Consider the following 26972-nt stretch of genomic DNA (forward strand, 5'->3'; position numbering starts at 1 on the left):
TGTGGCAGCCAGGGAGGAACCCGACAGTGAACTGGGACCTGCAGAACTCGATCGTGGCGTTCGTCGACTCCCTCCGGCCGAATGCGCAGCTCTACCACGACATGTACATGAACGGGCTGTACTCGTTCGTCGACATGCAGAGCCACCTGCTCACCATGCTCGGCTACCCGCCGGTCGACTGACCACGCCGCCTACGATCGTCGTATGACGGCCAGCGTTCGACCAGCCCACACCGCGCCCGGAATCCTCGACTCCGCGATCCTCGCGCTGCTGGTGTTCGACGGCGTCCTCACCGCCGTGCTTGCCGTCCTGTTCCTGCCCGTCCGGCTCGGTACCGTGCCGTTCCCGGTCAGCGTGTTGGTCGCCGGGGTGGTCAATGTGCTGCTGGTGCTGGGTGCGCGGACCGTCACCGACCGGACGTCGCGGATGGCGCTGCCGGTGATCGGCTGGTTCGTGGGGATCGTGCTGTGCATGTCCGGGCCCGGCGGGGACGGACTGCTGCTCGCGGACTGGCGCACCCTGCTGCTGCTGGTCTGCGGGCTGGTGCCCGCAGGGTTGCTGCTGCTGAAGTTCGCCTCGGACGCGGCGGTCGCGCGCGGTACATCGGCCCGCCCGAGCTAGTTCGTACCTCCGGGGTTCGATTCGCCGATTGCCGCTGGTTGCGGACGGACGGCTGCTAGCGTCCGGTCGACCGAGGCAGCGCGACGACTGGAGCAGACACGTGATCGAGGCATCGAGCAGGATGACCCGCGGCCGCCGGAAGGGCTGGGCCACGGCCGCAACGGTCACCGCCGTCGCCGCCACCTTCGTGGTCGGCACCGGCGCGGGACCCGCCGTCGCGCAGCCCGCGGCCGGACTCGCCGAGGTGCTCTTCGTCGGCAACAACTGGGACGGCACCGCGGATGTCATCGAGTCGACCGGAAACTACGCCAAGGTCGGGCGGGTGAACATCATTCCGGACAAGCAGGAGCGACTCGGGGAGATCTACCTCGACCCGGTCAAGCTGGCCTTCTTCCTCGGGGTGCGACTGACCGCCGGCGAGGGCCACGACCAGTTCGTCGACGACATGTACACCACCCCGGACGGGTCCGCGGTGGTGGCGTCCCGGCCAAGTTTCGCCGACGTGGTCTCGATCGACCTGGCCAGCGGAAAGATCAACTGGCGCTTCCCGGTGTCCGGATTCCGCGCGGACCACATGGCGGTCTCGCCGGACGGCAGCCGGGTCGCCGTCTCCGCGTCCACCAGCAACACGGTGCATGTGCTCGACATTCGCACCGGTGCACAGGTCGGGTCGTTCAAGACCGGGGACAAGCCGCACGAGAATGTCTTCACCGACGGCGGCCGCTACCTGTGGAACATGTCCATCGGCGAGGTGAACACCGGGACGGACGACCCGTCGCAGGACTCGACGAAGGGCGACCGCAGGATCACCGTGGTCGATGCCCAGACCTTCCAGACGGTCAGGGTGATCGACATGCGCGATCGACTGGACGCCTTTGGCCGCCAAGATCTCTCGGACTCGGTGCGGCCCGTGGCATTCAGTCCGGACGAGAGCAAGCTGTACTTCCAGGTGTCCTTCTTCAACGGCTTCGTCGAGTACGACGTTGCGACTGACAAGATCACCCGGGTCAAGGAACTTCCGAAGAACCCGGACACCAATCCGGACCGGACCACCTGGGTCAACGACTCACGCCACCACGGCATGTCCATCAGTCCCGACGGCGGCAAGCTGTGCATCGCCGGGACGATGGACGACTACGTGACCATTGTCGACACGGTCACCCTGCAGGAGTCCCCGACTGTTCCGGCGGCAAAGCCCTACTGGGCCACGGTCAACGGAGACGGAACGCACTGCGTCATCTCCGAGAGCGCCAGCGATTCGGTCAGCGCGATCGACTTCGCGACCGGGCAGAAGGTGGCGACCGTGGCCGTGGGCGATCACCCGCAGCGGGTACGCATCGGGCACGTCCCCGCCGGTTGGGCCGGTACCCCCGACGTCGGGGGCACCGGGAGCCTCGGGGCCGGGAGCCTTGATACCGGGAGCCTTGATACCGGGAGTGCCGGGTCCTAGAGCAGTCCGGCGGTGCGTCCGGCGTCGGTGAGCACCGCCTCGAGCATGGCGGGGGTGAGCCGTCCGGTGAAGGTGTTCTGCTGGCTGACGTGGTAGCAGCCGAACACGTGCAGCGGTTCTCGCCCGGGTGTCTCCGGTTCAAGCCTCACGTGCGCCCCGTGCCCGAACTTCGGTCTCGGGACGGGCACCGCCCAGCCGGCCGCCCGCAGCGTGGGAAGCAGTGTCTGCCAACCGAAACCGCCCAACACCAGCACCGCTCGCAGCGTCGGCGTCAGCAGTCGCAGTTCCTCGTCGAGCCAGCGGCGGCAGGTGTCCCGTTCGAGGGTGGTCGGCTTATTCGCGGGCGGCGCGCAGTGCACCGGTGCGGTGATCCGGGTGCCGCGCAGCGTCAGGCCGTCCCCGATGTGGGTGGCGGTCGGCTGGCTGGCCAGGCCCACGGCATGCATCGCCGCGTACAGCACCTCGCCGCTGCGGTCGCCGGTGAACATCCGTCCGGTGCGGTTGGCGCCGTGCGCGGCCGGTGCCAGCCCGACGACCAGCAGTGCGGCATCCGTCGGTCCGAAGCCGGGAACCGGTCGTCCCCAGTAGGTCTCGTCGCGGAACGCGGCCCGCTTCTCGTGCGCCACCCGCTCGCGCCAGGCCACCAGGCGGGGGCAGAGCCGGCAGTCGATCAGCGCGGCGTCCATCTCGTCGAGCGTCGGGAACGTCACCGCTGCACCCGCACGGTCACCAATTGGAACGGGCGCAGCGTCAACACCGGTGAACCGTGGTCGGCCGTGCAGTCGGGTGGCGGGTCCAGTGGCCGTTCGAGCAGGTCGACGAACCGGGTGCCGGTGTGCGGGAAGTCCAGCGTCACCCGTGCGACGGACCGTGCGCCGGTCGACTCGTAGAGTCGCACGACCACGTCGCCGCTGCGGTCCTCGGCGAGCTTGACCGACTCGACCACCACGGCCGGGTTCGACACCCGAACGAGCGGTGCGACTGCATTGGCGCCCTTGACGGTTCGGGGCGGCAGGTTGACACGGTAGCCCTCCGTGACGGCGTCGCCGATCGATGCGCCCGGTAGCACGGAGACCGTCATGGCATGCCGGCCTTGGTCCGCCTGCGGGTCCGGGTACAGCGGTGCGCGCAGCAGGGACAGGCGCACCGTGGTGGTGGTGCCGCCGCCGTCGCGGGTGTTGCGGCCGACGTCGTGTCCGTAGGTGGCGTCGTTCGCCACCGCCACGCCGTATCCGGGTTCTCCGACGTGCACCCACCGGTGCGCGCAGATCTCGAACTTCGCGCGATCCCACGGGGTATTCGAGTGGGTGGGCCGGAATACGTGCCCGAACTGGGTCTCGGCGGCGCTCCGGTCGGCGTGCACATCGAATGGGAAGGCCAGTTTGAGCAGCTTCTGCCTCTCGTGCCAGTCGATCTCGTGGGCAATCTCGAGGGACCGGCCGCCCGGCGGGACCGTGAGCCGCTGCACCACGCTGGAACCGCCGAAATGGCGTCGGACCACCACGGCGTCGCCGTCGATGGTCACCTCGTCGGTGTCCGTCAGGTCGGTGACCGTTCGACGGTAGAACTCGTCGATGTCCCAGGCGTCCCACTGGTTCGGGGTGTCCCGGTGCAGTTGCAGCAGGTTGCCGACACCGTCAGGCGCCAGTGCCTCGCGGCCGGTGCCGGCGTCGACCAGGGAGGTGAGCAGCCCGGCGGCCGAGATCACCGCGCGAAGCAGCCCGTTGTCGAGGACGAAACTGTCGCCGAGCCGGGTGACTCGGGTCGGCTCGGCGGAGTGGTCGGGTTCGCCGATGCCGAGAGCCGGCACACCGGACCGGGTGTCCGGCGTCGCGTTCAGCGTCAGGGATTTCTCGCCTGGGCCGGTGAGGGAGGCCGTCGCGGCGCCGATCACGGCTTCGAGCCGGGCGGCCACGGCCGCGTAGTTGCGTTCGGCGTCGCGGTGAACCCAGGCGATGGAGCTGCCCGGCAGGATGTCGTGGAACTGCTGGAGCAGCACCAGCCGCCAGATCTGCTCGAGCTCGCCGTACGGGTATCGAGCGCCGGACCGGACGGTGGCGGTCGCCGCCCAAAGTTCCGCCTCGCGCAGCAGGTGCTCGCTTCTCCTGTTGCCGCGCTTGGTCTTTGCCTGCGAGGTGTAGGTGCCCCGGTGCAGTTCCAAGTACAGCTCCCCGGACCACACCGGCGGCGCCGGGTACTCGGCCTCGGCACGGCGGAAGAAGTTGACGGGGGAGTCGATCGTCACCGTGGGTGAGCCCTCCAACGAGCGGGTGCGCGCCGCAGCGGCAAGCATCTCGCGGGTCGGCCCGCCGCCACCGTCGCCCCAGCCGAACGGCACCAGTGACACGGTGCCCACGCCCTGTTCGCGGTAGTTGCGTTGCGCGTGACCGAGATCGTGACCGGAGAGGTCCGAGTTGTACTTGTCCACGGGTGGGAAGTGGGTGAACACCCGGGTGCCGTCGATGCCCTCCCAGCGAAAGGTGTGGTGCGGCATCCTGTTGCTCTGGTTCCAGGAGATCTTCTGGGTGAGGAAGTACCGCGACCCGGATGCGGCCACCAACTGCGGCAGCGCCGCCGAGTAGCCGAACGAGTCCGGCAGCCACACCTCCGGGGTGTCGACGCCGAACTCGTCGAGGAAGAAGCGCTTGCCCGCCACGAACTGCCGCGCCATCGCCTCCCCTCCCGGCATGTTGGTGTCGGCCTCGACCCACATGCCGCCGACGGGCACGAACTGGCCGGCAGCCACCTTTTCGCGGATCCGCTCGAACAGTTCGGGGTATCCCTCCTTGACCCAGGCCAGCTGCTGCGCGGACGAACATGCGAACCGGAAGCCCGGGTGGTCGTCCATCAGCGCCACCACGTTGGCGAAGGTGCGCGCGCACTTGCGGACGGTTTCGCGAACCGGCCACAGCCAGGCCGAGTCGATGTGCGCGTGTCCCACCGCGACCAGGTTGTGTGCGCTGGCGTACGCGGGCCGGGACAGGACCTCCCGCAACAGGTCCCGGCCGGCGGCCGCGGTGCCGGCGAGGTCGTCGGGGTCGACGCCGTCGAGCATCCGCTCGAGTGCACGCAGGATCTCGTGCCGGCGCGGCAGGTCGAACGGCAGTGCGTGCATCAGGCCTTCGAGTACCGCGATGTCCTGCGTCAGCTCCCACACGGTGATGTCGCGCAACGCCAGGTCTACCCGACGCAGCCGGTACACCGGGTCCCGCCCGGCAGTGTCGGGGTCGCCCTGCGCGGTGGGCTGGAACCCGGAACTGTTGGCCACGTCCGGGTTCGCTGCGAGTTCGAGGTAGACGTCGAGCGGGGCGCGCGGGTCCAGCGGGAGGTAGGCGTTCATCGGAGAGATCGCCTTGACCACAGTGCCGTCGGGGCGGTAGGCGAGGGCCTCGGCGTTGAACCCCGGACCGCCGGTGAAGCCGGGGTCGACCACGAGTTCCACTGCAAGGCCCGGGCGGTCGAGCCAGTGCGGCGGGACGGCCCCGGTGACGTGCAGCCACACCGTGCCCCACGGACGGCCCCACCATGCCCCGACCTCGACGGGCGTGAACTCCTGCGTCACCGCCTCGGCGAACGGCACCGGCTCGCCGGGCACCGTCCAGGCCGTGAGCGTCGCGGGCACGGAATCTCGGTACAGCGCGGGCCCGAGTCTCTGGTCCACGAACCGGCGCAGCCGGTCCTCCACGATCTGCCGGTCGTCGTGCATCGTGGCCTCCCTCGGCGGCGGCGACCGTTCCGACGCTACCCGCGGTGGGCCCGGGTTGCCGGGCCCACCGCGGCGATCGGCTCTAGCAGGGGACGGGGCCCGCGAGCGTCGGGTCGAGGGCCTTGCGAACCAGGAACAGCGGGGCCGGATGGTTGAGCATGCCAGTCGGATCTCCCGCGGTCGACTCGCCGGCGTGACTGATCTCGAGGCCCGGGTCGTTGCACGCGTCCTGCACGGTGATGTTGTGGACCGAGCCCTCGGTTCCGGGGGCGGGAATGAGGAACGCGGGGTTCGTGGGGACCTTGGGCGGGGTCGGGGTGATGATCTTGTCGGTGTTCGACGCGATGACCGTGTACTCGATCCCCGGGAAGGTCTCCTTGTTGTCCGCATTGAGGGCGGTCAGGAAGCTCGACCCGACGGTTTGCTGTTGAAAGGCCACGGGCAAACCGGCAGCCTTGGTCGCGGCCTCGTTGGGGAACTTGCCATCGAGATCGGACCCGTGGGTCGACGGTGCGAGCATGGCGAGCGTGTGGACAGTGTGGCGCTCTGCACCGCCCAGGAACCGCAGGTACTGGCGCGTCATCGTGCCGCCCTGGGAATGGCCGACGACGTCGACCTGCGCGGACTTGGTTTCGGAGCGCACCTTCTCGATGAACGTGTTCAGTTCCTTCGCCGAATCTTCGATCGGGCCGGTTCCCCACTCTGTCGCGAGCTTGCCGTCCTTGTCGATGACAGTCCTTCCGCCGTAGTTGAACACGAAGGTGCAGTAATTGTCGCCCTCGAGTGCCGTCTTCAGTACGGGCCAGGTCCCCTGCCAGTCCATGTTGGTGCCGTGCACCAGCACGACCGGTCGCTCATGCTGCGTCGACTTGCATTTGTAGTCGTTGGGGTCGGTGGCCCCACCGGCGGAGCCGGACGAGCCGAGCTGCGCGGAGGCGGTCGCCGTCGGCATGAGCGTGGCGCCGAGGGTCAGCAGTGCGATGGTCGCGAGACTCGTGGTGGCCGCGCGGAGTCGGGTAGTCAAGTGGAAACTCCTGATAATCATTGTGGGACAGTCGATATGGTGCAACTGTCCTCTCTAGCACCGATGGCGTGGTAAGCGCAGGGGAATGTCGCGGTCCGTGCCGATTCGCGCGCGGTCAGGTCCTGCGGATCCAGATGTCGCCGGCGCCGGGCGTGACGGCCTCGACGAGGTCCCAGGCACGCTCGGCCGGCAGGTCGAGGACCTCGTAGTGGCGGGTGCCTGCGGGCGTCGCCGCGACCACGGTGGCCACGCCGGCGCGGCGCTGGAAGAAGCTCTGCCGCACCGTCCAGCCGATGATGCCGTCCGCCTCCAGGCTGTGCCGGCCGCGGTCGAGTGAGCCGCTACTGGTGACGAGCCAGCCGGTGGGGGCGGCGTGTCCGAGGCCCCGGTAGCGGTCCCAGGCCAGCGCGGCGGCGGCAACGGCGGCCGTGGCGAGGACCGCCCACACCGACCAGTGCACCCGAACACCCAGCCCGGCCGCGGCCGCGACACCGGCCGCGACCGCCGCCACCGGCAGCAACGCCCGGCTGTAGCGGCGACGGCGGGCGGCCGGGCCGTGTGCCGTCAGCGGCGTCGCGACGTCGACGGGGAAGCCGTGCTCGCGCAGCACCACGGCGTTCACCCGCTCGGCCTCCGCGCGCGGCGCCTGCGGCAACAGCATCGACGAGTGCTGTCGTTCGGTGGACACGCCGGTCATGATCGCATCGAGGCGGGCGCCGCGCGCCAGGCGCAGCAGCAGCGGCAGGTGCACCGTGGTGCCGCGCAACCGCGCCCGGTCCAGCGTCGTCTGCCGGCTCCGGAGCAGGCCGTGGCTGACATGCAGGACGTGCCGGTCGTCGGTCACCGTGAGGTTGCCGAACGCGACGAGGTAGCGCACGCAAGCCAGCGCACTGGCCGCGGTCAGCAGCACGATCAGGCCAACGACCACCACGGCCGCCGTGCCGAATCCGCGCGCCCAGTCGATGCCGTGCGAGACCGTCGACGACTCCGCGATCTGCGCGCCGACACCGTACTGGAAGGCGACGCCCACGATCGCGGCAATCGTGAGCACGCCGGTCGTCGAGAACGGCGCGTACCGAACCCAGGCCGGCGACCAGTGCGCGATCTCGGTCGCCGGCACCACGGGCCGCTCGCCCGTCGGCGCCGGCTCGGAGGCGTCGTCGGTGCGGCGGGCCAGCAGGGCCTCACGCAGCGCCGGGACCAGTCGGGCGTCGAGCGCGTTGAGTTCGAACTTTGCCGAGTCGCCCGTCTTCTCCGCCCGTTGGCCGGTGCCGATCCGCACCACCGCCAGGCCGAGGATCCGGTGCAGCAGACCGGCCTCCACGTCCACCGAGCGGATCCTGTTGCGGGGGACCGAGAGCAGCTTTTTCTGGAACACGCCGCTGCGCAGCTGTACGTGCACCGGGCCGATCCGGTAGCTGGTGGTGAACCACCGCGCGATCGCGAACAGCACGAGCACCGTGACCGCGATCAGGCCCCACGCGTGGTTTCCGCTCTGACTGCCGACCACCACCGAGATCAGCAGCACGGGAAGAAGTTTGACGACCTCGTCGACGGGGTGGACGAGCAGCATCCGCTTGTCGAGGCGCAGCCAGGGCTGGTCCTCCTCGGCCGCGAGCGCCGCCGCGCCCGAGGACTCCGGGGGCGCGGTACCGGGTGCCGGGGTGCGGGTCGGCGCGGTCGCCGGCTCGGGGGTGCTCATGTCGCGTCCCCGACGTTGCGTCCGGCGATCTCGGTGAGCCGCGCGACGGTGGCGTCGGCGACCCGCTCGTCGAGCGCGGTGATCTTCACGGCGCCCGCGGACGAGGCGGTGGTGACGGTCACGGTGGCCAACCCCAGCATCCGGTCGATCGGCCCGCGTTCGGTGTCCACCGTCTGGATCCGCGAGATCGGGGCGATCCGGCGTTCCTGGGTGAACCAGCCGGTCTTGGTGTAGACCGCGTCGTCGCTGATCTCCCAGCGGTGCACCCGGTAGCGCCACTGCGGCATGCCCGCGACGTGCGCAACCGCGGCGACCACGCTCGCAGCGAACACGCCGACGTGCGGCCAGCTGGTGGCGGTGCCGTCGACCACGGCCCAGACCAGCTGCGCCACGAACATCGGGATCCACAACAGCGCGGCGTTGACCGCCCACAGCAGCGGTGCCCTGGTGCTGGGCCGCCACTGCGGGTCGGCCATGGTCACGGTGGTGGTCGGTGGGGTGCTCACGCCCTCAGCCTGCCAAAAACCGGTGACGGTGTCGCAGTCGCCGGTGCCCGCCCGACGATTGTTCCGGGAACCGTCCCCTCGCCGGGCGGAGGGCTAGCCTGGGTGCAGGCGAGGAAGGGAACCCACATGGACCGATTCGAGCCCGACGTCCCCGAGGCGGACCGTGTCGAGCAGGTGACGCCGGCCGGCGCCCCGGACGAGCCGGAGGACCCCGAGACGAGTGACTCCACCGACTCGCTCGAGGTCAACGAGGCCGACGCCGCCGAGCAGCGGCGCAGTGTCCCCGACGAGGACGAGTACCCCCACGGCTGATCGAGCCGAGACCTACAGTGGCCGTCGTCTCGGGTCATGGCGCATGATCGAACGCGTGACATCCCACGACGACGCCCCGATCGCCTCGGCGATACTGCCCGCCTCCGCGATGCTCCCCGACCCGGCGATGCCTTCCGGCCCCGGACCGGCGGCCGGACTGGAGCGGCCGTCGGCGTCCGCGCTGCGCAGGGCCCTACGCCGAGCACGTGACGGTGCCACCCTCAACGTCGACGAGGCGACGGTGCTGCTGCACGCGCGCGGCGCCGACCTCGACGACCTGTGCGCCTCCGCGGCACGGGTGCGAGACGCCGGACTCGAGGCCGCGGGCCGGCCCCGCACCGTCACCTACTCGCGCAAGGTCTTCATCCCGCTGACCCGGCTGTGCCGCGACAAGTGCCACTACTGCACCTTCGTGACGGTGCCGGGCAAGCTCCGGGCCGAGGGGCACGGCATGTACCTGGAGGTCGACGAGGTCCTCGACATCGCCCGTCGGGGCGCCGAACTGGGCTGCAAGGAGGCCCTGTTCACCCTCGGCGACCGCCCGGAGGCGCGCTGGCCGGAGGCGCAGGAGTGGCTCGACGCCCGCGGCTACGACTCCACACTGGACTACCTGCGCGCCGTGTCGATCCGGGTGCTGGAGGAGACCGGCCTGCTGCCGCACCTCAATCCGGGGGTGCTCAGCTGGGAGGAGATCAACCGGCTCAAGCCGGTGGCGCCGTCGATGGGCATGATGCTCGAGACCACCGCCACCCGGCTGTTCACCGACAAGGGCGAGTGCCACTACGGCAGCCCGGACAAGGACCCCGTGGTCCGGCTGCGCACGCTCACGGACGCGGGCCGGCTCTCGGTGCCGTTCACAACCGGGATCCTCGTCGGCATCGGCGAGACGATGGCCGAGCGGGCCGACTCGATCATGGCGATCCGGAAGTCGCACAAGGCCTTCGGTCACATCCAGGAAGTGATCGTGCAGAACTTCCTGGCCAAGGACGACACCGCGATGCGGTCGGCGCCCGACGCCGGAATCGAGGAGTTCCGTGCGGCGATCGCCGTGGCCCGGCTCGTGCTCGGCCCGGGGATGCGCATCCAGTCGCCGCCGAACCTGGTCTCACCCGCGGAGTGCCTGGCGCTGATCGCGTCGGGCGTGGACGACTGGGGCGGGGTCTCCCCGCTCACCCCGGACCACGTCAACCCGGAACGTCCGTGGCCCAACCTCGACAACCTGGCCGCGATCACCGCCGAGGCCGGTTTCACGCTGACCGAACGCACCGCCGCGCAGCCGCAGTACGTGCTCGCCGGTTCGCCGTGGATCGACCCGAGGATCGCCGCGCACGTGCACGCGCTGGCGGACCCGGAGACCGGCCTGGCCCGGCCCGACACGGTCCCGGTGGGCCTGCCGTGGCAGGAGCCCGACGAGGCCTGGGAGTCGAGTGGGCGCGTCGACCTGAACACCGAGATCGACACCGACGGCCGCAACACCGAGACCCGCAGCGACCTGGGCAGTGCCTTCGGCGACTGGGAGACGGTGCGGGAGCAGGTCCTCGAACTCAGCGCGCCGGCCCGGGTGGACACCGACGTGCTGGCCGCGCTGCGCAACGCCGAGCGCGACCCGGCGGGTTGCTCCGACGACGACTACGTGGCGCTGGCCAATGCGGACGGCGTAGGGCTCGAGGCGCTGGTGGCACTGGCCGACGACCTGCGCAAGGACGCGGTCGGGGACGACGTCACCTACGTGGTGAACCGGAACATCAACTTCACCAACATCTGCTACACCGGCTGCCGGTTCTGCGCGTTCGCGCAGCGCAAGGGCGACGCCGACGCCTTCACCCTGTCGACCGACGAGGTTGCGGACCGGGCGTGGGAGGCGCACGTCGCCGGGGCCACCGAGATCTGCATGCAGGGCGGCATCGACCCGGAACTGCCGGTCACCGGTTACGCGGACCTGGTGCGCGCGATCAAGGCCCGGGTGCCGTCGATGCACGTGCACGCCTTCAGTCCGATGGAGATCGTCAACGGCGCCTCGCGGGGCGGCCAGAGCGTCCGGGACTGGCTGACCGACCTGCGCGAGGCCGGACTCGACTCCATCCCCGGCACCGCGGCCGAGATCCTCGACGACGAGGTCCGGTGGGTGCTCACGAAGGGCAAGCTGCCGACGAGCACCTGGGTGGACGTGGTCACCACGGCGCACGAGGTGGGGCTGCGATCGAGTTCGACGATGATGTACGGCCACGTCGACCAGCCGCGGCACTGGGTGGGCCACCTGAACGTGCTCCGCGGTATCCAGGACCGGACCGGCGGGTTCACCGAGTTCGTGCTGCTGCCGTTCGTGCACCAGAGTTCGCCGCTGTACCTGGCGGGCGCCTCCCGGCCGGGCCCGACGCGGCGCGACAACCGGGCCGCGCACGCGTTGGCGCGGGTGATGTTGCACGGCCGGATCCACAATATCCAGACCAGTTGGGTCAAGCTGGGTACGGAAGGTACGCAGGCGATGTTGCAGGGTGGCGCCAACGACTTGGGAGGGACGTTGATGGAGGAGACCATTTCGCGGATGGCCGGCTCGCAGCACGGGTCGGAGAAGACCGTGGCCGAACTGCGCGCGATCGCCGAGGGCATCGGCCGTCCGGCCCGCGAACGCACCACCAAGTACGCGGACCGGGTGAGTGTCCGGTGACCGCCAAGGACCGGATCGGCAACGAGCGGGTGGTGGCGGTCCTCGACCGTGCCGCCTGGGGGATCAATCCGGTGCTCGACCTGGTCGCGTCCGACCCGTTCGGCATCAAGGCCCGCACGTTCCGGCCGAACGCGGAGCAGCGGAACGCAGCCGAGAAGGCGCTGGACGCGGCGGCGTGGCTGCTCGACGTGGCGCAGGTGCCGGGCACCGCGGCCTGGGAGCGGGCCAGCGACGAGCGCCGGGCCCGCTGGTGGCTGACCCGGCTCGGCCTGGTCAACACCATCGTGGTCGCCTTCCCCGGCGTGCTCGGTCCGATCGCGAAGCGGCTGCCGCTGCAGGACCTGTTGGGGTTCGCCAACCAGGCGCTGGTGCTGATCGCCGTCGCGCGGGAGCTGGGGGTGACCGAGCGCAGCGCGCAGGTCGACCTGCTGGCCTCCGTGCTGTGCCAGCGCGAGACCGACGCCCGAACCGAGCTGACGAACCCGCACGAGGATGCTCCGGCGCGCGACGGTTGGAAGCCGTTCGCGATGCTCGGTGGCATGTGGAACACGGCGCGGACGCTGCGGGCGATCCCCGACGAACTGCACAAGCGGCCGCTGCCGGCCCGGCCGTACCAGGTGCTCGGCCGCGTGCCGTTCGTCGGTGCGGTCGCCGACTACCTGGGCGAACGGGGCGCACTGGTGGAGGCGGCGGTGATGGCCATGCGGTGGGTCGACGGGCACACGGTCCGCGGTGCGGTGGACGCCATCGAGCGCAGGGGCAGCACCGTCTGAGGTCGGGGACCCGTGTGCTGAGGGCACCCTGCGCGGGCGTTGGTCGCGAGGAAGGGTGATACTAGGAGGCCCTGGGCGTTTCGTAGCTTGAACACGCCCAGAACATCCGGTCCGTGGAGAAAGGCAAGGGGAGCGGCAGTGCCCTACACGATTGCTGAACCGTGCGTAGATGTGCTTGACAAGGCCTGCATCGAGGAATGCCCTGTCGACTGTATTTACGAGGGCGGCCGGATGCTCTACATCCACCCCGACGAGTGCGTGGACTGCGGCGCCTGTGAGCCGGTCTGCCCTGTCGAGGCGATCTTCTACGAGGACGACGTCCCGGACCAGTGGAACGACTACGTCAGCGCGAACGTCGACTTCTTCGTGGAGTTGGGGTCGCCGGGCGGCGCCGCCAAGCTGGGCAAGGTCGACTACGACCCGCCGTTCATCAAGGCACTTCCGCCCATGGGCGAGGACTAAATTGCCTCGCTCGGCCGTCTCGCATGCCCTGCCCGACTTTCCCTGGGACTCCCTCGCCGCCGCCAAGGCGAAGGCGGAGTCGCACCCTGACGGGATCGTCAACCTGTCCGTCGGTACCCCGGTCGACCCGGTCGCGCCGCTGATCCGTGAGGCCCTGGCCTCGGTGTCGGAGGTGCCCGGGTACCCGACGACGCACGGCACCCCCGAGCTGCGGGCTGCCGCGGTCGGCGCGCTGGCGCGCCGGTACGGGGTCACCGGACTGCATCCCGACGCGGTGCTGCCCGCGCTCGGCACCAAGGAGATGATCGCCTGGCTGCCGCGGCTGCTCGGGCTCGGGCCGGACGACCTGGTCGTCATTCCCGAGGTCGCGTACCCGACCTACGAGGTCGGCGGTCTGCTGGCCGGTTGCCGGGTGCTGCGTGCCGACGGGATGACCCGGCTGGGACCGGAGAGCCCGGCGCTGATCTTCGTGAACTCGCCGTCGAACCCGACCGGCAAGGTGCTCGGCATCGACCACCTGCGCAAGACGGTCGAGTTCGCCCGCGAGCGCGGAGCGATTGTGGTCTCCGACGAGTGCTACCTCGGGCTGACCTGGGAGGCGGAGGGCTACTCCGTCCTCGACCCTCGGGTATGCGACGGCGACCACACTGGCCTGCTGGCCGTGCACTCGCTGTCGAAGACGTCCAACCTGGCCAGCTACCGGGCCGGCTTCGTCACCGGCGATCCGGCACTGGTCGCGGAGCTGCTCGAGGTACGCAAGCACGCCGGCATGATCATGCCGCTGCCCGTGCAGGCCGCGATGACCGCGGCGCTGAGCGACGACGACCACGAGGACGAGCAGCGTGAGCGGTACCGGATGCGCCGTGAGGTGCTGCTCGGTGCCGTGCGGGACGCCGGGTTCACTGTGGACAACTCCGAAGCCGGGCTGTACCTGTGGGCGACCCGCGGCGAGCCCTGCCGCGACACCGTGGACTGGTTCGCCGACCGCGGCATCCTGGTCGCGCCCGGGGACTTCTACGGTCCGGGCAGCGGACAGCACGTGCGGATCGCGCTGACCGGTACGGACGAGCGGATCGCGGCTGCGGCGGGACGCCTCCAGCGCTGACGCGTCTGGCTGTCAGCGGGAACGACCGAAAGGACGCGCGCGATCGATGATCATCGATCGCGCGCGTCCTTCCTGTTGCGCGCTGTCGCTGCGCTAGCCTGGGGTCGGAGTACCTCGTTGCCGGGGCACCGTCCCGGGAGCGTCACCGTGGGCAGGAGGCAGCATGGATGCCGTCACACAGGTTCCTCGTCCGGGCAACGAGCCGGTGCACTCCTACGCACCGGGCAGTCCCGAGCGGGCGCGGTTGGCCTCGAAGCTCGCGGACCTGGCCGCCGAACCGACACCGCTCTCGCACGTCATCGGCGGCGTCCACCGGCAGGGTTCGGGCGACTGGATCGACGTGGTGCAGCCGCACCGGCACTCCGCCGTGCTCGGCACCCTGACATCCGCCACCCACGAGGACGCCGACGCCGCGGTGGAGGCCGCGGTCGCGGCGGGTCCGGCCTGGCGGGACCTGCCCTTCGACGAGCGGGCCGCGGTGCTGCTGCGCGCGGCCGACCTGTTGGCCGGGCCGTGGCGCGAGACCATCGCCGCGGCAACGATGCTCGGACAGTCGAAGTCGGTGCAGCAGGCGGAGATCGACGCGCCGTGCGAGCTCGTCGACTTCTGGCGGTTCAACGTGCACTTCGCCCGGCAGATCCTGGCGGACCAGCCGATGTCGGGTCCGGGGGTGTGGAACCGGATGGAGTACCGGCCGCTCGAGGGGTTCGTGTACGCCGTCACCCCGTTCAACTTCTCGGCGATCGCGGGCAACCTGCCGACGGCGCCGGCGCTGATGGGCAACACCGTGGTGTGGAAGCCGTCGACCACCCAGACGCTGGCGGCCTACTGGACGATGCGGCTGCTCGAGGAGGCCGGCCTGCCGCCGGGTGTCATCAACCTGGTGACCGGCCCCGGCGCCGCGGTATCGGATGTGGCACTGGGTGATCCGCGGTTGGCCGGCATTCACTTCACCGGCTCGACGAGGACCTTCCAACACCTGTGGCGCGAGGTCGCCTCCAACATCGACCGCTACCACGGCTACCCGCGTCTGGTCGGGGAGACCGGCGGCAAGGACTTCGTGGTGGCGCACGCGTCCGCCAACCCGGACGTGCTGCGGACGGCGCTGGTGCGCGGCGCCTTCGAGTACCAGGGCCAGAAGTGTTCCGCCGCCTCGCGGGCCTACGTGCCCGCGTCGGTGTGGGCGGAGATGGGCGAGGACTTCCTCGCCGAGGTGGACCAACTCAGCTACGGCGACGTCACCGACCTGTCGAACTTCGGCGGCGCCCTGATCGACCGGGCCGCGTACGAGAAGAACGTCGCCGCCATCGAACGGGCCCGCGGGGCCGAGGGGGTGAGCGTCGCCGTCGGCGGGAAGTACGACGACACCGAGGGCTTCTTCGTCAGGCCCACGGTGCTGCTCGCGGACGACCCCGGCGACGAATGCTTCGCCACCGAGTACTTCGGACCGCTGCTCTCGTTGTACGTCTACGACGACTCGGCGCCCGATGCGTTCGAGTCGGTCCTCGACATCGTCGACACCACCGCCCCGTACGCGCTCACCGGCGCGGTGATCGCCGACGACCGGGCGGCGATCGAGAGAGCCGGTGCCGCACTACGATTCGCGGCGGGCAACTTCTATGTCAACGACAAACCGACCGGCGCGGTGGTGGGGCAGCAGCCGTTCGGCGGGGCGCGGGCATCGGGCACCAACGACAAGGCCGGCTCGCCGATCAACCTGCTGCGCTGGACGTCGGCCCGCACGGTCAAGGAGACCTTCGTCCCGCCGACCGACTATCGGTACCCGCACATGGGACCGCGGGACTGATCGCCGTGTCCGGGGCGTTGGGCAACCCGCTGCGGCCGGCGATCCTCGCCGCGGCCCGTTCGCCGCGGATGAAGTCGGCGATCACCCGGGCCCCGGTCACCCGGTCCATCGTCACCCGGTTCGTCGCGGGGCAGGACCGGCCGGCCGCACTGGCGGCCGCCCGCACGATCCTCGACTCGGGCCGGTCGATCAGCATCGACCACCTGGGGGAGGACACCGCCGAGCCGGAGCAGGCCCGCGCGGCGCTCGCCGAGTACCGCGCGCTGCTGAGCGAACTCGCCGACCAACCCGAGGCCACGGTCGGCGGCGTCCGCCGCCTGGAGGTGTCGGTGAAGCTGTCCGCGCTCGGCCTGGCGCTGCCGCGGGACGGTCTCCGGGTGGCACGCGAGCACGCCCACGCGCTGTGCACGGCAGCGCAGGCCGCGGGCGTGTGGGTGACCGTCGACGCGGAGGACCACACCACCACCGACGAGACACTCGCCGTGGTGACCGAGCTGCGGGCCGACTTCCACTGGCTTGGGGCGGTGCTGCAGGCCTACCTGCGCCGGACCGAGGGGGACTGCCGGGACCTTGCCGTGGCGGGCTCGCGGATCCGCCTGTGCAAGGGGGCGTACAACGAGCCGGAATCGGTTGCATACCAACGCCGCTCGGAGGTCGACGCGTCGTACCTGCGGTGCCTGGAGATTCTGATGCGGGGCCGGGGCTACCCGATGGTCGCCTCGCACGACCCGGTGGTGATCGAACAGACGCAGGACCTGGTGGGGCAGGTGGGCCGCGGTCCGGCGGAGTTCGAGCACCAGATGCTCTACGGCATCCGGGACGTCGAGCAGGCGCGGCTGGCGGCCGAGGGTGACCAGGTGCGGGTGTACGTGCCGTACGGGGCGCAGTGGTACGGCTACTTCATGCGGCGTCTCGCCGAACGGCCCGCCAACCTCACCTTCTTCCTGCGTTCGCTGGTGACGCACGGCTGAACTGGTCCACGGGCCGTCCGCCGCGGTGTGAGACGCTGGGCGGCGTGCTCCTGAGTTCACTGAACCCCCTCGCTGTCGCCCGGGGCGACGACCTGCCCGATGCCGTCCGGATCGGCGACGACGTGCTCTCGCGCAGCGACATCGTCGGGGGCGCCGGGGCCCTGGCCCGGCGCATCGCCGGAGCCAAGCGGGTCGCCGTCCTAGCGACGCCGAGCGCCGCGACGGTGATCGCGGTGGTCGGCTGCCTGTTCGCGGGCGTCACCGTGGTGCCAGTGCCGCCGGACTCCGGTCCTGCGGAGATCGCACACATCCTGTCCGACTCGGGTGCCCAGGCCTGGCTCGGACAGGCGCCGGAGGGGACCGAGTTGCCGGTCGTCCCGGTGCGGGTGAACGCCCGCGACTGGCACGGGCACCCGGAACCGCGCCCCTCGTCGATCGCCTTCGTCCTCTACACCTCCGGCACCACCGGGCCGCCCAAGGGCGTGCTGCTGAGCCGCCAGGCGATCGCCGCCGGGCTGGACGCGTTGGCCCAGGCGTGGCAGTGGACCTCGAACGACACACTGGTGCACGGACTTCCGCTCTTCCACGTGCACGGACTGATCCTGGGTCTGCTCGGTCCGCTGCGGGTGGGCAGCCGCCTCGTGCACACCGTCAGCCCCACACCCGAGGCCTACGCGCGGGCTGGCGGGTCGATGTACTTCGGGGTGCCGACGGTGTGGTCGCGGGTGGCCCGCGACGAGGAGTCGGCCCGGGCCCTCGCCGGCGCGCGGTTGCTGGTCTCCGGCAGTGCCCCGCTGCCGGTCCCGGTGTTCGAGCGACTGGTCGCGTTGACCGGTCTGACGCCGATCGAGCGCTACGGGATGAGCGAGACGATGATCACACTGAGCACCCGCGCGGACGGCGAACGCAGGCCCGGCTGGGTCGGGCTGCCGGTGACGGGGGTGACGACCCGGCTCGTCGACGAGGACGGGGCGCCGGTGCCGCACGACGGCGAGTCGATCGGCGGTCTACAGGTGCGCGGGCCGATGCTCTTCGACGGGTACCTGAACCGGCCCGACGCCACCGCCGAGTGCTGGACCGAGGACGGCTGGTTCAAGACCGGCGACGTGGCGGCGATCGACGAGGGCGGGTTCCACCGGATCGTCGGCCGGGAGTCGACCGACCTGATCAAGTCCGGGGGCTACCGGATCGGGGCGGGCGAGGTGGAGACCTCGCTGCTCGGGCACCCGACGGTGCGCGAGGTGGCGGTGGTCGGGTTGCCCGACGCCGACCTCGGGCAGCGACTGGTGGCGTACGTGGTGGGCGAGGGCGTTGACCCGGACGCGCTGATCGCGCACGTGGCCGGTGAACTGTCGGCGCACAAGCGGCCCCGCGAGGTGCGCGTGGTGGACTCGCTGCCGCGCAACGCGATGGGCAAGGTGCAGAAGAAGCTGCTGGGCTGAAGCGTGCAGCGCCGGTGCGTGTGCAGCGCATTTCGCGTCCGACGGGACTAGCCTCAGGAAGCATGACCCTGCCTGCCGAGAACACCCGTATCGTGCTCGCGTCACGTCCCGTAGGGGAGCCGCAGAGGTCCGACTTCCGGATCGAGTCGGCGCCGATCCCGTCGATCAGCGACGGGCAGTTGCTGCTCAAGACCAGGTATCTCTCGTTGGACCCGTACATGCGCGGCCGGATGAGCGACGCGAAGTCCTACGCCGCGCCGATGGCGGTGGGTGACGTGATGGTCGGCGGCACAGTGTGCGACGTGATCGAGTCCAGGGAACCGGGATTCGCCAAGGGCGACGTCGTGCTGGCGTTCTCGGGATGGCAGGAGTACGCGGCCGCGGACGCCCACCACGTCCGCAAGCTGGACCCGCGACTGGGGCCGCCGCGGATGGCGCTCGGGGTGCTGGGGATGCCGGGTTTCACCGCCTATGCCGGCCTGCTGGCGATCGGCAAGCCGCAGCCGGGCGAGACGGTGGTGGTGGCCGCTGCGACCGGGCCGGTGGGTTCCGCGGTCGGCCAGATCGCGAAGATCAAGGGCGCCCGGGCCGTCGGGATCGCGGGTGGGCCGGAGAAGTGTGCGTACCTGGCGGAACTGGGCTTCGACGCGGCCGTCGACCACCGTGCGCCGGACTTCGTCGACCAGTTGGCCGCCGCCGTCCCGGACGGCATCGACGTGTACTTCGAGAACGTCGGCGGGGCGGTCTGGGACGCGGTGCTGCCGCGGCTCAACACCTACGCCCGGGTGCCGGTATGTGGGCTGGTGTCGCAGTACAACCTGACCACGCGGCCGGAGGGGCCGGACCGGGCGCCCGCGCTGATGAGTCACATCCTCACCAAGAGCCTCACCCTGCGGGGGTTCATCCAGAGCGAATTCGTAGGCGCGATGTACGCCGACTTCATCGGCGAGATGTCCGAGTGGATCCACCAGGGGCGGGTGCAGTACCGCGAGGACATCGTGGACGGCCTGGAGAATGCGCCCGAGGCGTTCATCGGGATGCTCGCGGGCCGCAACTTCGGAAAGGTCGTCGTCAACGTCGGAATGGCCGAGCAGTGAGCGGGGCGCACGAGGTGCGCGATGCCACCGCGGTGCCGCGGGTCGGCCCGCTCGAGGTCGTCTCCTTCCTGTGCGAGTTGTCGATGCTGGTGTTGCTGGCGCTGGCCGGCGCCGCGTCGACGGATTCGCTGCTCGGGAAGGTGATATTTGCGGTGGCGCTGCCGGCGGTTGCGGCGGCTGTCTGGGCGGTGTGGATGGCGCCGACGTCAGGCCGCCGACTGCCGAATCCGGCCAGGCTGTACGTGCAGGTCGCGTTGTTCGCGGCGACGGCCGTCGTCGCCGGGGTGTTCCTGGGACCAGTCGTGGGGCTGGTGTTCTTCGTGGTGGCGGCGGGGGTCTTCGGGGAACTGTGCCGACGAGAGATGCGGGCGCGGCGCTCTTGACCTGAACCGAGGTCGAGGTCCTAGCGTGACGGCTGCACGGACCAGCGACGGGAGATTGTCATGACAGAAGCCTCGGTGACACTCAGCGCGGACCAGGTCGCCTACCTCGATACGCAGCGACTCGGCAGGCTGGCGACGGTCAACCCGCGAGTCGCGCCGCAGAACAGTCCGGTCGGGTTCCGCTACAACGCAGAACTCGGCACCATCGACATCGGTGGCCGGAATCTGGGCGCCAGCAAGAAGTTCCGGAACCTCGCGACCAACGACCGGGTCGCGTTCGTGGTGGACGACCTGGCCTCGGTCCAGCCGTGGGTGGTGCGGTGCGTGGAGATCCGCGGTCGGGCGGAGGCGTTGACCGGGGTGGCGCCGTGGGCTCCGGGCATGTCGCCGGAGCTGATTCGCATCCACCCGGAGCGGGTCATCGCGTTTGGGCTGGAGTCGGTTCAGGGCGGCTGACAGTCGGCCCGTCGGACCGCGCAGACCGGTTGCGGCCGAGTGTGTCTCGGCCACAACCGGTCCGGTTGTGGGTGAGTGTTCAGGCCTGTGCCTGGTCAGGTTCCGTGGATCGCGCGCCGGTTGTGAGCCGGCCTCGGTCTTCGCAGCGGGTCCACCCAGGCGGGTGGGGTGAACCACGGGAACCCGTCCGGTTCGATCTGCACGGCCCAGTGGTTCCTGTGGATGATCGTGTGGTGCTTCTTGCAGAGCAGCACGAGGTTCGACAGCGCGGTCGGGCCGCCCTTGGACCAATGCCAAATATGGTGGGCGTCGGTCCAGCCGGCGGGTCGGCCGCAGCCAGGGAAGGCGCATCCGCAGTCCCTGGCCACCAGTGCTTTGCGGAGTTTCGGGGAGATGATTCGGGTGGTGCGGCCGACGTCGAGTGGGTTGCCGCCCCGGTCGACGAAGATCGGGGTGACCTGGGCGTCGCAGGAGATGCGTGCGGCGATGGCCGCGGAGATCGGGCCGGCCCAGGGCATGGTGGCGTGGCGGCGTCGGCGGTAGTGCCGAGGCGGCCGGACGTCTGAACAGCCGTCGTAGCGTCCGGCGCCGACTGGTCCGGTTGCGTTGTCGCGGTGGTAGTCCCAGTCGTTGTCTCGCCACGCTCCGGTCGCGGGTGTGGGTGCGGTCGCTGAGACCGCGTCTCTCAAGGCATCGACGTCGATGGTCACGGTGACGTGGGGTCGTTCCCCACCTTCCATCGGTCCGCGTGCCGCGTCGAGGTGTCCGCGGATGATCTGTCCGAGGGCGTCGGCGCGGCGCTTGGCGGCGGATCGGGGGTCGCGGATCGAGTGGCCATGCTCGTCGGTGCTCGGGTGCGGCTTCGACAGGCCGGACAGGGCGGTCTGCAAGGCTTCGCCGGTCTCGGCGTCGAAACTGCCCTTCACGAGCACCCGACCGCCCAGGGTGGCGCTGGCGTGGAACTCGTTGAGTTCGGGGTTCTCTGCGTCGGACGGCAGGTCGTTGTCGCGCTCGAACAGGATCTCCAGTTCACGGGCCCTGTTGCGGAGCTGTGTGGGGTCTTCGACCTGGGCGGCGATGAGCAGGTAGGCCTCGCAGTCGTCTGGGCGTCCGGTCTCGGGGTCGGGGTGCTCCCAGTCGGTTTCGGCGGGTTCGATGTCGAAGTCGCGGGTGAGTTTCGCGAGGCGAGCGAGGAAGTTGACGATCACCTGGACGTGGGCGAGTTCGATCCGTCCGTCGTCCAGTACCTCGGCCACCTGCGGGTGCAGGGGCAGCTCGCGGGCGAGGCGGACGATCTGGGCGGCGCGGGCACGGTGCATCCGGGTGGCACCGGCGAGCCAGGCGGTGGTGTCGGCGGCGCCGACGTGTTCGGGGAGGCAACGCTGATCGGCATCGCGGACCAACCGGACCAGTAGCGCCTCCCTCATGCGCATGTCCTGAACCAGCTCCGGCACCGCCGCCAAAATCTCGGTTTCGTCGAGTCGCCGTGCCTCGACCCGGGCGGGGTCGGTGAGCATGGCGTCGAGTTTCATACACCAAATTCTACTCGCACGTGCATTCGATTTCTAGTTTATTTATGCTGGTCAAAAGGGGTGCGAATCGGAATAATTCCTGTTCGCGAGGGGCTCGGTCTTTGTCCTGGGCGGGCTCGGTCATGACCTGGAGGCCAGACATTGTTGGGCTTCCTTCACCGCGTTGGCGTCCTCGGGAAAGAACATCTCGGTGTCTGGCCAGACGGTGCTCTGTCGGGCTGATTGGTCCACACTGACGAGCGGTGCGCTGTCGGCGATCACCTTCAGCGCTTGCCCCTCTGGGGGAAGTGAGCCCCCGCCCAATCCCCACACGCCGTGGGATGTCGAACCGTCGCTCCTCCGGAACTGCATGGCGATCGCGTAGTAGTTGTCGAATGGCGACACGGATGCCTTGCTGCGGGTCCAGGGGTCGCGGACAGCGACTGCCTCGAGCGGCTCGAGGGGGTCGGAGGCCGGCCTACCTGCGATCATGTCCATCAAGCTGGAGTCGACAGCGATGCAATTCGCATCAGGCGCACGGCGGATGTCGGCGGTCACGACGGCTGTCAGCCAGGTGACCGCAGCGGCTGCGGTCAGCGCAACCACCACCGCTCGCCATGACCAACGCTTACGTCCGGCCAACTGTCGCCTCCCAATTTCACTGCGAGGCGTATCCGTCGCTACTGGGTGTTCGTGCCTGGGGGATGGCAACGATGCGGATCGCACCAGGCCCGGCCGACCTACTTGCTGTCCCGGAACACCGGCTCCCGCTTCTCCCGCCGCGCGAGGGTGGCCTCCTCGAAGTTGTCGGTCATCAGCCGGACCATCAGCTGGCCCAGGCCCTCCTGGTTCATGTGCTGGGCCATCGACGACGCGTCCAGGCTCGACCACAGCGTCCGCTTGGTCAGCTCCACACCGGGCCGGGAGAAGGCCGCGACCCGTTCCGCCAATGTGAACGACTCGTCGAGCAGGTTGGGGCGGTCGACCAGGCGGGAGACCAGGCCGATCCGTTCGGCCTCGGCGGCGTCGATGTCGCGGCCGGAGAGCATGATCTCGAACGCCCTCGACGAGCCGATCGCGCGCGGCAGCAGATAGCTCAGACCGAGTTCGCTGGCGGTCAGCCGGTTGTTGATGCCCGCCGCCCGGAAGTAGGCGTCGCGCGAGGCCAGCCGGATGTCCGCGGCCAGCGACAGGCAGAACCCGCCGCCGATGGCGGCGCCGTTGACGGCGGCGATCACCGGCTGGTGCATGCGGCGGATCGCCAGCACCACGTCATCGAGGATCTCCATGGCGCGCAGCGCGATCGACGGCCTGGTCAGGCCGTCGATGTGCGGCGGGCTGCCGGCGGAGGACTGGTCGGCTCCGGAGCAGAACCCGCGGCCCGCGCCGGTGAGCACCACCGCACGCACCGAGTTGTCGTTGCTGATCGACTCGAGGGACTCCTTGAGCGGGACCATCACGTCGAAGGCCATGGCGTTCATCCGCTCCGGGCGGTTGAGGGTCACCAGGGCCACATTCTCGCGGGGCCGCTCGACCAGGACAAAGCTCACTGCCGGTCTCCTGTTCAACGACGGACGTAGATCGCGCCGACACTACGGCGTATCCGGCGCCAACCCGACGAGACGCGCTCGCCAAACGCGTCGTCCGATTCCCGCCAGCGCCGAGTCCCGGGATCTCGCAGTCTGATTCAGGCGACCACGTCGCCACCTTCAGTAGATCTCCCGAAAGGACTCATCATGTCTTCGCGCCTGGACTCAAAGGTCTTCATCGTCACCGGCGGCACCTCCGGCATCGGTCTCGCGGTTGCTCGGCGGCTCACGGCGGAGGGCGCCGCGGTAGTGCTCGGTGCCCGCCGCAGGGACGTCGGTGAGGACGCTGCCGTGAGCATCCGCGCCGCGGGTGGCACCGCGATCTTCGTGCCGGCGGATGTGTCGGTGGAGGCGGATGCCGCGGCGCTGGTCGCCGCCGCGGTCGCCGAGTTCGGGCGGCTGGACGGGGCGTTCAACAACGCGGGCGGTGTCAATGCGTCCGGTCCGGTATCCGGTATCGACGGCGCCGACTGGGACGCGGAGTTCGCGCAGAACGTCACCAGCGTCTTCAACTGCCTCAAGCACCAGATTCCCGCGGTCCTCGAGACCCGCGGGGCGATCGTCAACAACGCGTCGAACCTGGGGGTCGTCGCGCTCCCCGAGGTCGCGCCCTACGTTGCCGCCAAGCACGCCGTCGTGGGCCTGACCAGGTCCGTCGCGCTGGAGGTTGCCGAGCGGGGCGTCCGGGTCAACGCCATCACCACCGGAGGGGTCGACACGCCGCTCTCCCGCGGGTCCATGGCACCCACCGACGAGGCGATGGCGCAGATAGCCGCCCTGCACCCGGTCAACCGCGTTGCACAGCCGGACGAGATCGCACCGTTCGTCGCGTTCCTGCTGAGCGACGAGGCGTCGTTCGTCACCGGTGCGGCTCTGTCGATCGACGGCGGCTTCACCGCGCGTTGAGCGGGACCGAGGCGGTCAGAGTGCGGCCTTGCGCAGCCTCGCGTTGAGCACCGACAGCGCGGCGATCACGAGAAACAGCACTGTCGTGGAGATCAGCTGGTTGCGGGCGTCGGCGTCGGTGAGCATCAACAGGATCAGCCCGATGAGGGCGGCCAGGGTGGCCCAGCTCAGGTAGGGGAAGCCCCACATCCGCAGGGTCAGCTTGCCCTCGGCCTCGAGCCGCCGGCGCAGCCGCAGCTGCGAGACCACGATGAAGATCCAGATCACCAGCAGCGCGGCCCCGACCGCGTTGAGCAGGATCGATAGCAGCGAGTCCGGCAGCAGCCAGTTGAGCAGCACGCTGACGAAGCCGAAGAACACGGACAGCACCACCGCGTTGGTGGGCACCCCGGTCTTGGAGAGCACGCCGAGGGCCTTCGGGCCGTCGCCGCGTCGGGCCAGCGAGTACGCCATCCGCGAGGTGCCGTACACGTTCGCGTTGAACGCCGACAGCAGCGCGACCACCACGATCAGCTCCATCAGCCCCGCGACGTACGGCAGGTTCGCCTCGCTCAGCACCGCGACGAACGGCCCGCTCTGCAGCTGCGGCGAGTTCCACGGCAGCACCAGCACCATGATGGAGATCGAGCCGATGTAGAACAGGCTGATCCGCCACACCACGCTGCGCACCGCGGTCGCGATTGACCGCTCGGGGTCCTTCGACTCCGCCGCGGCGATGGTCACGATCTCGATGCCGCCGAACGCGAACGCGACGACGAGCAGTCCCGCGGCGATGCCGGCGAAGCCGTTGGGCATGAAGCCGCCCTGCCCGACGAGGTTGGTCATCCCGACCGGGTCGGTGTCCGGCAGCAGGCCGAACACCAGCAGCACGCCGATGACGAGGAACGCGACGATGACGGTGACCTTGATGGCCGCGAACCAGAACTCGAACTCCCCGAAGTTGCTGACCTTCGCCAGGTTCACCACCGCGAAGAAGGTGACGAACACCAGCGCGACCACCCACTGAGGTACCCCGGGCAGCCAGCCGTGCACGATCGCGGAGGCGCCGGTGATCTCGGCGCCCAGCACCATGATCAGCATGAACCAGTACAGCCAGCCCATGGTGAACCCGGCCCACTCGCCGATGCCGATCCGGGCGTAGTGGCTGAACGACCCGCTCGCGGGGATCGCGGCACCCATCTCGCCGAGCATCCGCATCACCGCGATCACCACGATGCCGGCGATCACGTACGAGATCAGCACGGCGGGGCCGGCCTTCGCGATGCCCACGCCGGTGCCCAGGAACAGGCCGGCCCCGATGGCGGACCCGAGACCCATCATCGTCAGATGACGGACCTTGAGCCCGTGGCCGAGGTGGCTGGCGTCGCCCTGCTCCTCGAGCGGCGCCGGGGAGGTCGAGTTCGCGGTCATCAGTCGTTCGCGTGCAGGGCGGCGTTCAGCTCGACGCCGGTGCCCTTGTGCGCGACGACCTCGACTGCGCCGCTGACGGAGTTGCGCCGCAGCAGGATGTTGGAGGTGCCGTTGAGGTCCTTGGCCTTGACGACGGTGCCGTCCGGGCCCTGCACCTTGGTGCCCGCGGTGATGTAGAGGCCCGCCTCGACGACGCAGTCGTCGCCGAGCGAGATGCCGAGGCCGGAGTTCGCGCCCAGCAGGCAGCGCTTGCCCACCGAGATGACCTCCTTGCCGCCACCGGAGAGGGTGCCCATGATCGACGCGCCGCCGCCGACGTCGGAGCCGTCGTCGACGACCACGCCCGCCGAGATGCGGCCCTCGACCATCGAGTTGCCGAGGGTGCCGGCGTTGAAGTTCACGAAGCCCTCATGCATGACGGTGGTGCCCGACGCCAGGTGCGCGCCGAGACGGACCCGGTCCGCGTCGGCGATCCGCACGCCGGACGGGACCACGTAGTCCACCAGCCGCGGGAACTTGTCCACGCTGAACACGGTGACCGGGCCGCGGGCGCGCAGCTTGGCGCGGACCAGCTCGAAGCCCTCGACCGCGCAGGGGCCGAAGTTCGTCCACACCACGTTCGCGAGCAGGCCGAAGACGCCGTCGAGGTTCAGACGGTGCGGCTGGACCAGGCGGTGCGAGAGCAGGTGCAGGCGCAGGTAGGCGTCGTGCGCGTCGAGGGGGGCGGCGGCCAGGTCGGCGATGGTCACGCGGACCGCGACCTGGCGGACCCCGCGGGCCTCGTCCTCGCCGGTCAGCGCGGACAGCTCGGCGGGCACGTCGCCGGCGTCGAGTACGACGGTCCCGGCCTGGGCGAACTCGCCGAGGACGGGCTCGGGGTACCAGGTGTCGAGGACGACGCCGCCCGTGGTGATGTTTGCGATGCCGACTGCGGATGCTCCCTGAATGCTCACGGGTAGTCAGAATACCGGCCGGGCCGGTGGACCCCGACCGGCCTGCGTCGACGGTGCGAGTGGGCGGACCGTCGCCGCGCGCGAGGGCCCCGCGACCGGCACGGCTCGGCTGACCGGC

25 protein-coding genes are annotated in these 26972 nt (G+C 70.1%); 15 read left to right on the forward strand and 10 right to left on the reverse strand.

Going from position 1 to position 26972, the window contains the following annotated elements:
* Positions 1–26: 26 nt before the first annotated feature.
* The 3 genes from RT2_RS26075 (at position 27) to RT2_RS22715 (ending at position 2071) form a co-directional block, all read left to right on the forward strand.
* Entirely contained in the window at positions 27–182 is a 156-nt protein-coding gene (locus tag RT2_RS26075) for a hypothetical protein (protein ID WP_169888510.1), read from the forward strand.
* Positions 183–204: 22 nt separating this feature from the next.
* Entirely contained in the window at positions 205–621 is a 417-nt protein-coding gene (locus RT2_RS22710) for a hypothetical protein (protein ID WP_072847077.1), read from the forward strand.
* Positions 622–721: 100 nt separating this feature from the next.
* Positions 722–2071, forward strand: coding sequence for a YncE family protein (locus RT2_RS22715; protein ID WP_245709553.1), 1350 nt, complete (start codon positions 722–724; stop codon positions 2069–2071).
* Here RT2_RS22715 and RT2_RS22720 read toward each other — a convergent pair.
* The 5 genes from RT2_RS22720 to RT2_RS22740 form a co-directional block, all read right to left on the reverse strand.
* Entirely contained in the window at positions 2068–2757 is a 690-nt protein-coding gene (locus RT2_RS22720; protein WP_072847106.1) for a uracil-DNA glycosylase, read from the reverse strand. The two genes, RT2_RS22715 and RT2_RS22720, sit on opposite strands and share 4 nt — an antisense overlap.
* Before the next feature lie 20 nt (positions 2758–2777).
* Positions 2778–5777, reverse strand: a complete 3000-nt coding sequence (locus RT2_RS22725; RefSeq protein WP_072847078.1) for an alpha-mannosidase — start codon at positions 5775–5777, stop codon at positions 2778–2780.
* Between the two features lie 82 nt (positions 5778–5859).
* The gene (locus tag RT2_RS22730) at positions 5860–6801 is read right to left on the reverse strand and encodes an esterase/lipase family protein (RefSeq protein WP_169888513.1); all 942 of its coding nucleotides are present in this window, start codon (positions 6799–6801) and stop codon (positions 5860–5862) included.
* Between the two features lie 115 nt (positions 6802–6916).
* A complete protein-coding gene (locus RT2_RS22735) occupies positions 6917–8503 on the reverse strand; it encodes a PH domain-containing protein (protein ID WP_072847080.1) in 1587 nt (528 codons plus the stop codon).
* Entirely contained in the window at positions 8500–8979 is a 480-nt protein-coding gene (locus RT2_RS22740; RefSeq protein ID WP_174556746.1) for a PH domain-containing protein, read from the reverse strand. The genes RT2_RS22735 and RT2_RS22740 overlap by 4 nt, the downstream gene beginning before the upstream one ends.
* A 156-nt stretch (positions 8980–9135) precedes the next feature.
* Here RT2_RS22740 and RT2_RS22745 point away from each other — a divergent pair, with 156 nt between their 5' ends.
* From RT2_RS22745 to RT2_RS22795, 11 genes are all read left to right on the forward strand, one after another.
* Entirely contained in the window at positions 9136–9321 is a 186-nt protein-coding gene (locus tag RT2_RS22745; RefSeq protein ID WP_072847082.1) for an Rv3202a family protein, read from the forward strand.
* 109 nt (positions 9322–9430) lie between these two features.
* Positions 9431–11989 (forward strand): bifunctional FO biosynthesis protein CofGH, encoded by a 2559-nt coding sequence (locus tag RT2_RS22750; RefSeq protein ID WP_072847107.1) that lies wholly within the window; start codon positions 9431–9433, stop codon positions 11987–11989.
* The gene (locus tag RT2_RS22755) at positions 11986–12762 is read left to right on the forward strand and encodes a hypothetical protein (protein WP_072847083.1); all 777 of its coding nucleotides are present in this window, start codon (positions 11986–11988) and stop codon (positions 12760–12762) included. The genes RT2_RS22750 and RT2_RS22755 overlap by 4 nt, the downstream gene beginning before the upstream one ends.
* 138 nt (positions 12763–12900) lie before the next feature.
* A complete protein-coding gene (gene fdxA, locus RT2_RS22760; protein WP_072847084.1) occupies positions 12901–13224 on the forward strand; it encodes a ferredoxin in 324 nt (107 codons plus the stop codon).
* Position 13225: 1 nt separating this feature from the next.
* The gene (gene dapC / locus RT2_RS22765; protein ID WP_072847085.1) at positions 13226–14329 is read left to right on the forward strand and encodes a succinyldiaminopimelate transaminase; all 1104 of its coding nucleotides are present in this window, start codon (positions 13226–13228) and stop codon (positions 14327–14329) included.
* A 163-nt stretch (positions 14330–14492) separates the two neighbouring features.
* Entirely contained in the window at positions 14493–16136 is a 1644-nt protein-coding gene (gene pruA, locus RT2_RS22770; RefSeq protein ID WP_072847086.1) for an L-glutamate gamma-semialdehyde dehydrogenase, read from the forward strand.
* Between the two features lie 68 nt (positions 16137–16204).
* Entirely contained in the window at positions 16205–17107 is a 903-nt protein-coding gene (locus tag RT2_RS22775) for a proline dehydrogenase family protein (RefSeq protein ID WP_083577562.1), read from the forward strand.
* A gap of 44 nt (positions 17108–17151) precedes the next feature.
* Positions 17152–18549 (forward strand): acyl-CoA synthetase, encoded by a 1398-nt coding sequence (locus RT2_RS22780; RefSeq protein WP_072847088.1) that lies wholly within the window; start codon positions 17152–17154, stop codon positions 18547–18549.
* Positions 18550–18611: 62 nt separating this feature from the next.
* Positions 18612–19646: an NADPH-dependent curcumin/dihydrocurcumin reductase gene (gene curA, locus RT2_RS22785; protein WP_072847089.1), complete on the forward strand. Its 1035-nt coding sequence runs from the start codon at positions 18612–18614 to the stop codon at positions 19644–19646.
* Positions 19643–20029 (forward strand): DUF2568 domain-containing protein, encoded by a 387-nt coding sequence (locus RT2_RS22790; RefSeq protein ID WP_092776473.1) that lies wholly within the window; start codon positions 19643–19645, stop codon positions 20027–20029. Before curA ends, RT2_RS22790 begins: the two co-directional genes overlap by 4 nt.
* Before the next feature lie 75 nt (positions 20030–20104).
* Positions 20105–20485 (forward strand): PPOX class F420-dependent oxidoreductase, encoded by a 381-nt coding sequence (locus tag RT2_RS22795; protein ID WP_169888516.1) that lies wholly within the window; start codon positions 20105–20107, stop codon positions 20483–20485.
* Between the two features lie 95 nt (positions 20486–20580).
* On the opposite strand, the gene RT2_RS22800 is transcribed toward RT2_RS22795, so the two are convergent.
* The 3 genes from RT2_RS22800 to RT2_RS22810 form a co-directional block, all read right to left on the reverse strand.
* The gene (locus RT2_RS22800) at positions 20581–22017 is read right to left on the reverse strand and encodes an HNH endonuclease signature motif containing protein (protein ID WP_072847091.1); all 1437 of its coding nucleotides are present in this window, start codon (positions 22015–22017) and stop codon (positions 20581–20583) included.
* A 120-nt stretch (positions 22018–22137) separates the two neighbouring features.
* A complete protein-coding gene (locus RT2_RS22805) occupies positions 22138–22602 on the reverse strand; it encodes a hypothetical protein (protein ID WP_245709569.1) in 465 nt (154 codons plus the stop codon).
* A 134-nt stretch (positions 22603–22736) separates the two neighbouring features.
* On the reverse strand, positions 22737–23546 hold the full coding sequence (locus RT2_RS22810) for an enoyl-CoA hydratase (protein WP_072847093.1): 810 nt from the start codon (positions 23544–23546) through the stop codon (positions 22737–22739).
* 186 nt (positions 23547–23732) lie between these two features.
* On the opposite strand from RT2_RS22810, the gene RT2_RS22815 reads away from it, so the two are divergent.
* On the forward strand, positions 23733–24491 hold the full coding sequence (locus RT2_RS22815) for an SDR family NAD(P)-dependent oxidoreductase (RefSeq protein ID WP_072847094.1): 759 nt from the start codon (positions 23733–23735) through the stop codon (positions 24489–24491).
* A gap of 15 nt (positions 24492–24506) precedes the next feature.
* Here the strand turns inward: RT2_RS22815 and RT2_RS22820 are convergent, their stop codons facing one another.
* Both RT2_RS22820 and dapD read right to left on the reverse strand, forming a co-directional pair.
* Positions 24507–25901: an amino acid permease gene (locus RT2_RS22820; RefSeq protein ID WP_072847095.1), complete on the reverse strand. Its 1395-nt coding sequence runs from the start codon at positions 25899–25901 to the stop codon at positions 24507–24509.
* Positions 25901–26854, reverse strand: a complete 954-nt coding sequence (dapD, locus tag RT2_RS22825; RefSeq protein WP_072847096.1) for a 2,3,4,5-tetrahydropyridine-2,6-dicarboxylate N-succinyltransferase — start codon at positions 26852–26854, stop codon at positions 25901–25903. Before dapD ends, RT2_RS22820 begins: the two co-directional genes overlap by 1 nt.
* Between the last annotated feature and the right edge of the window lie 118 nt (positions 26855–26972).

Source organism: Rhodococcus tukisamuensis NBRC 100609, assembly GCF_001894985.1.
Lineage (GTDB): Bacteria > Actinomycetota > Actinomycetes > Mycobacteriales > Mycobacteriaceae > Rhodococcus_G > Rhodococcus_G tukisamuensis.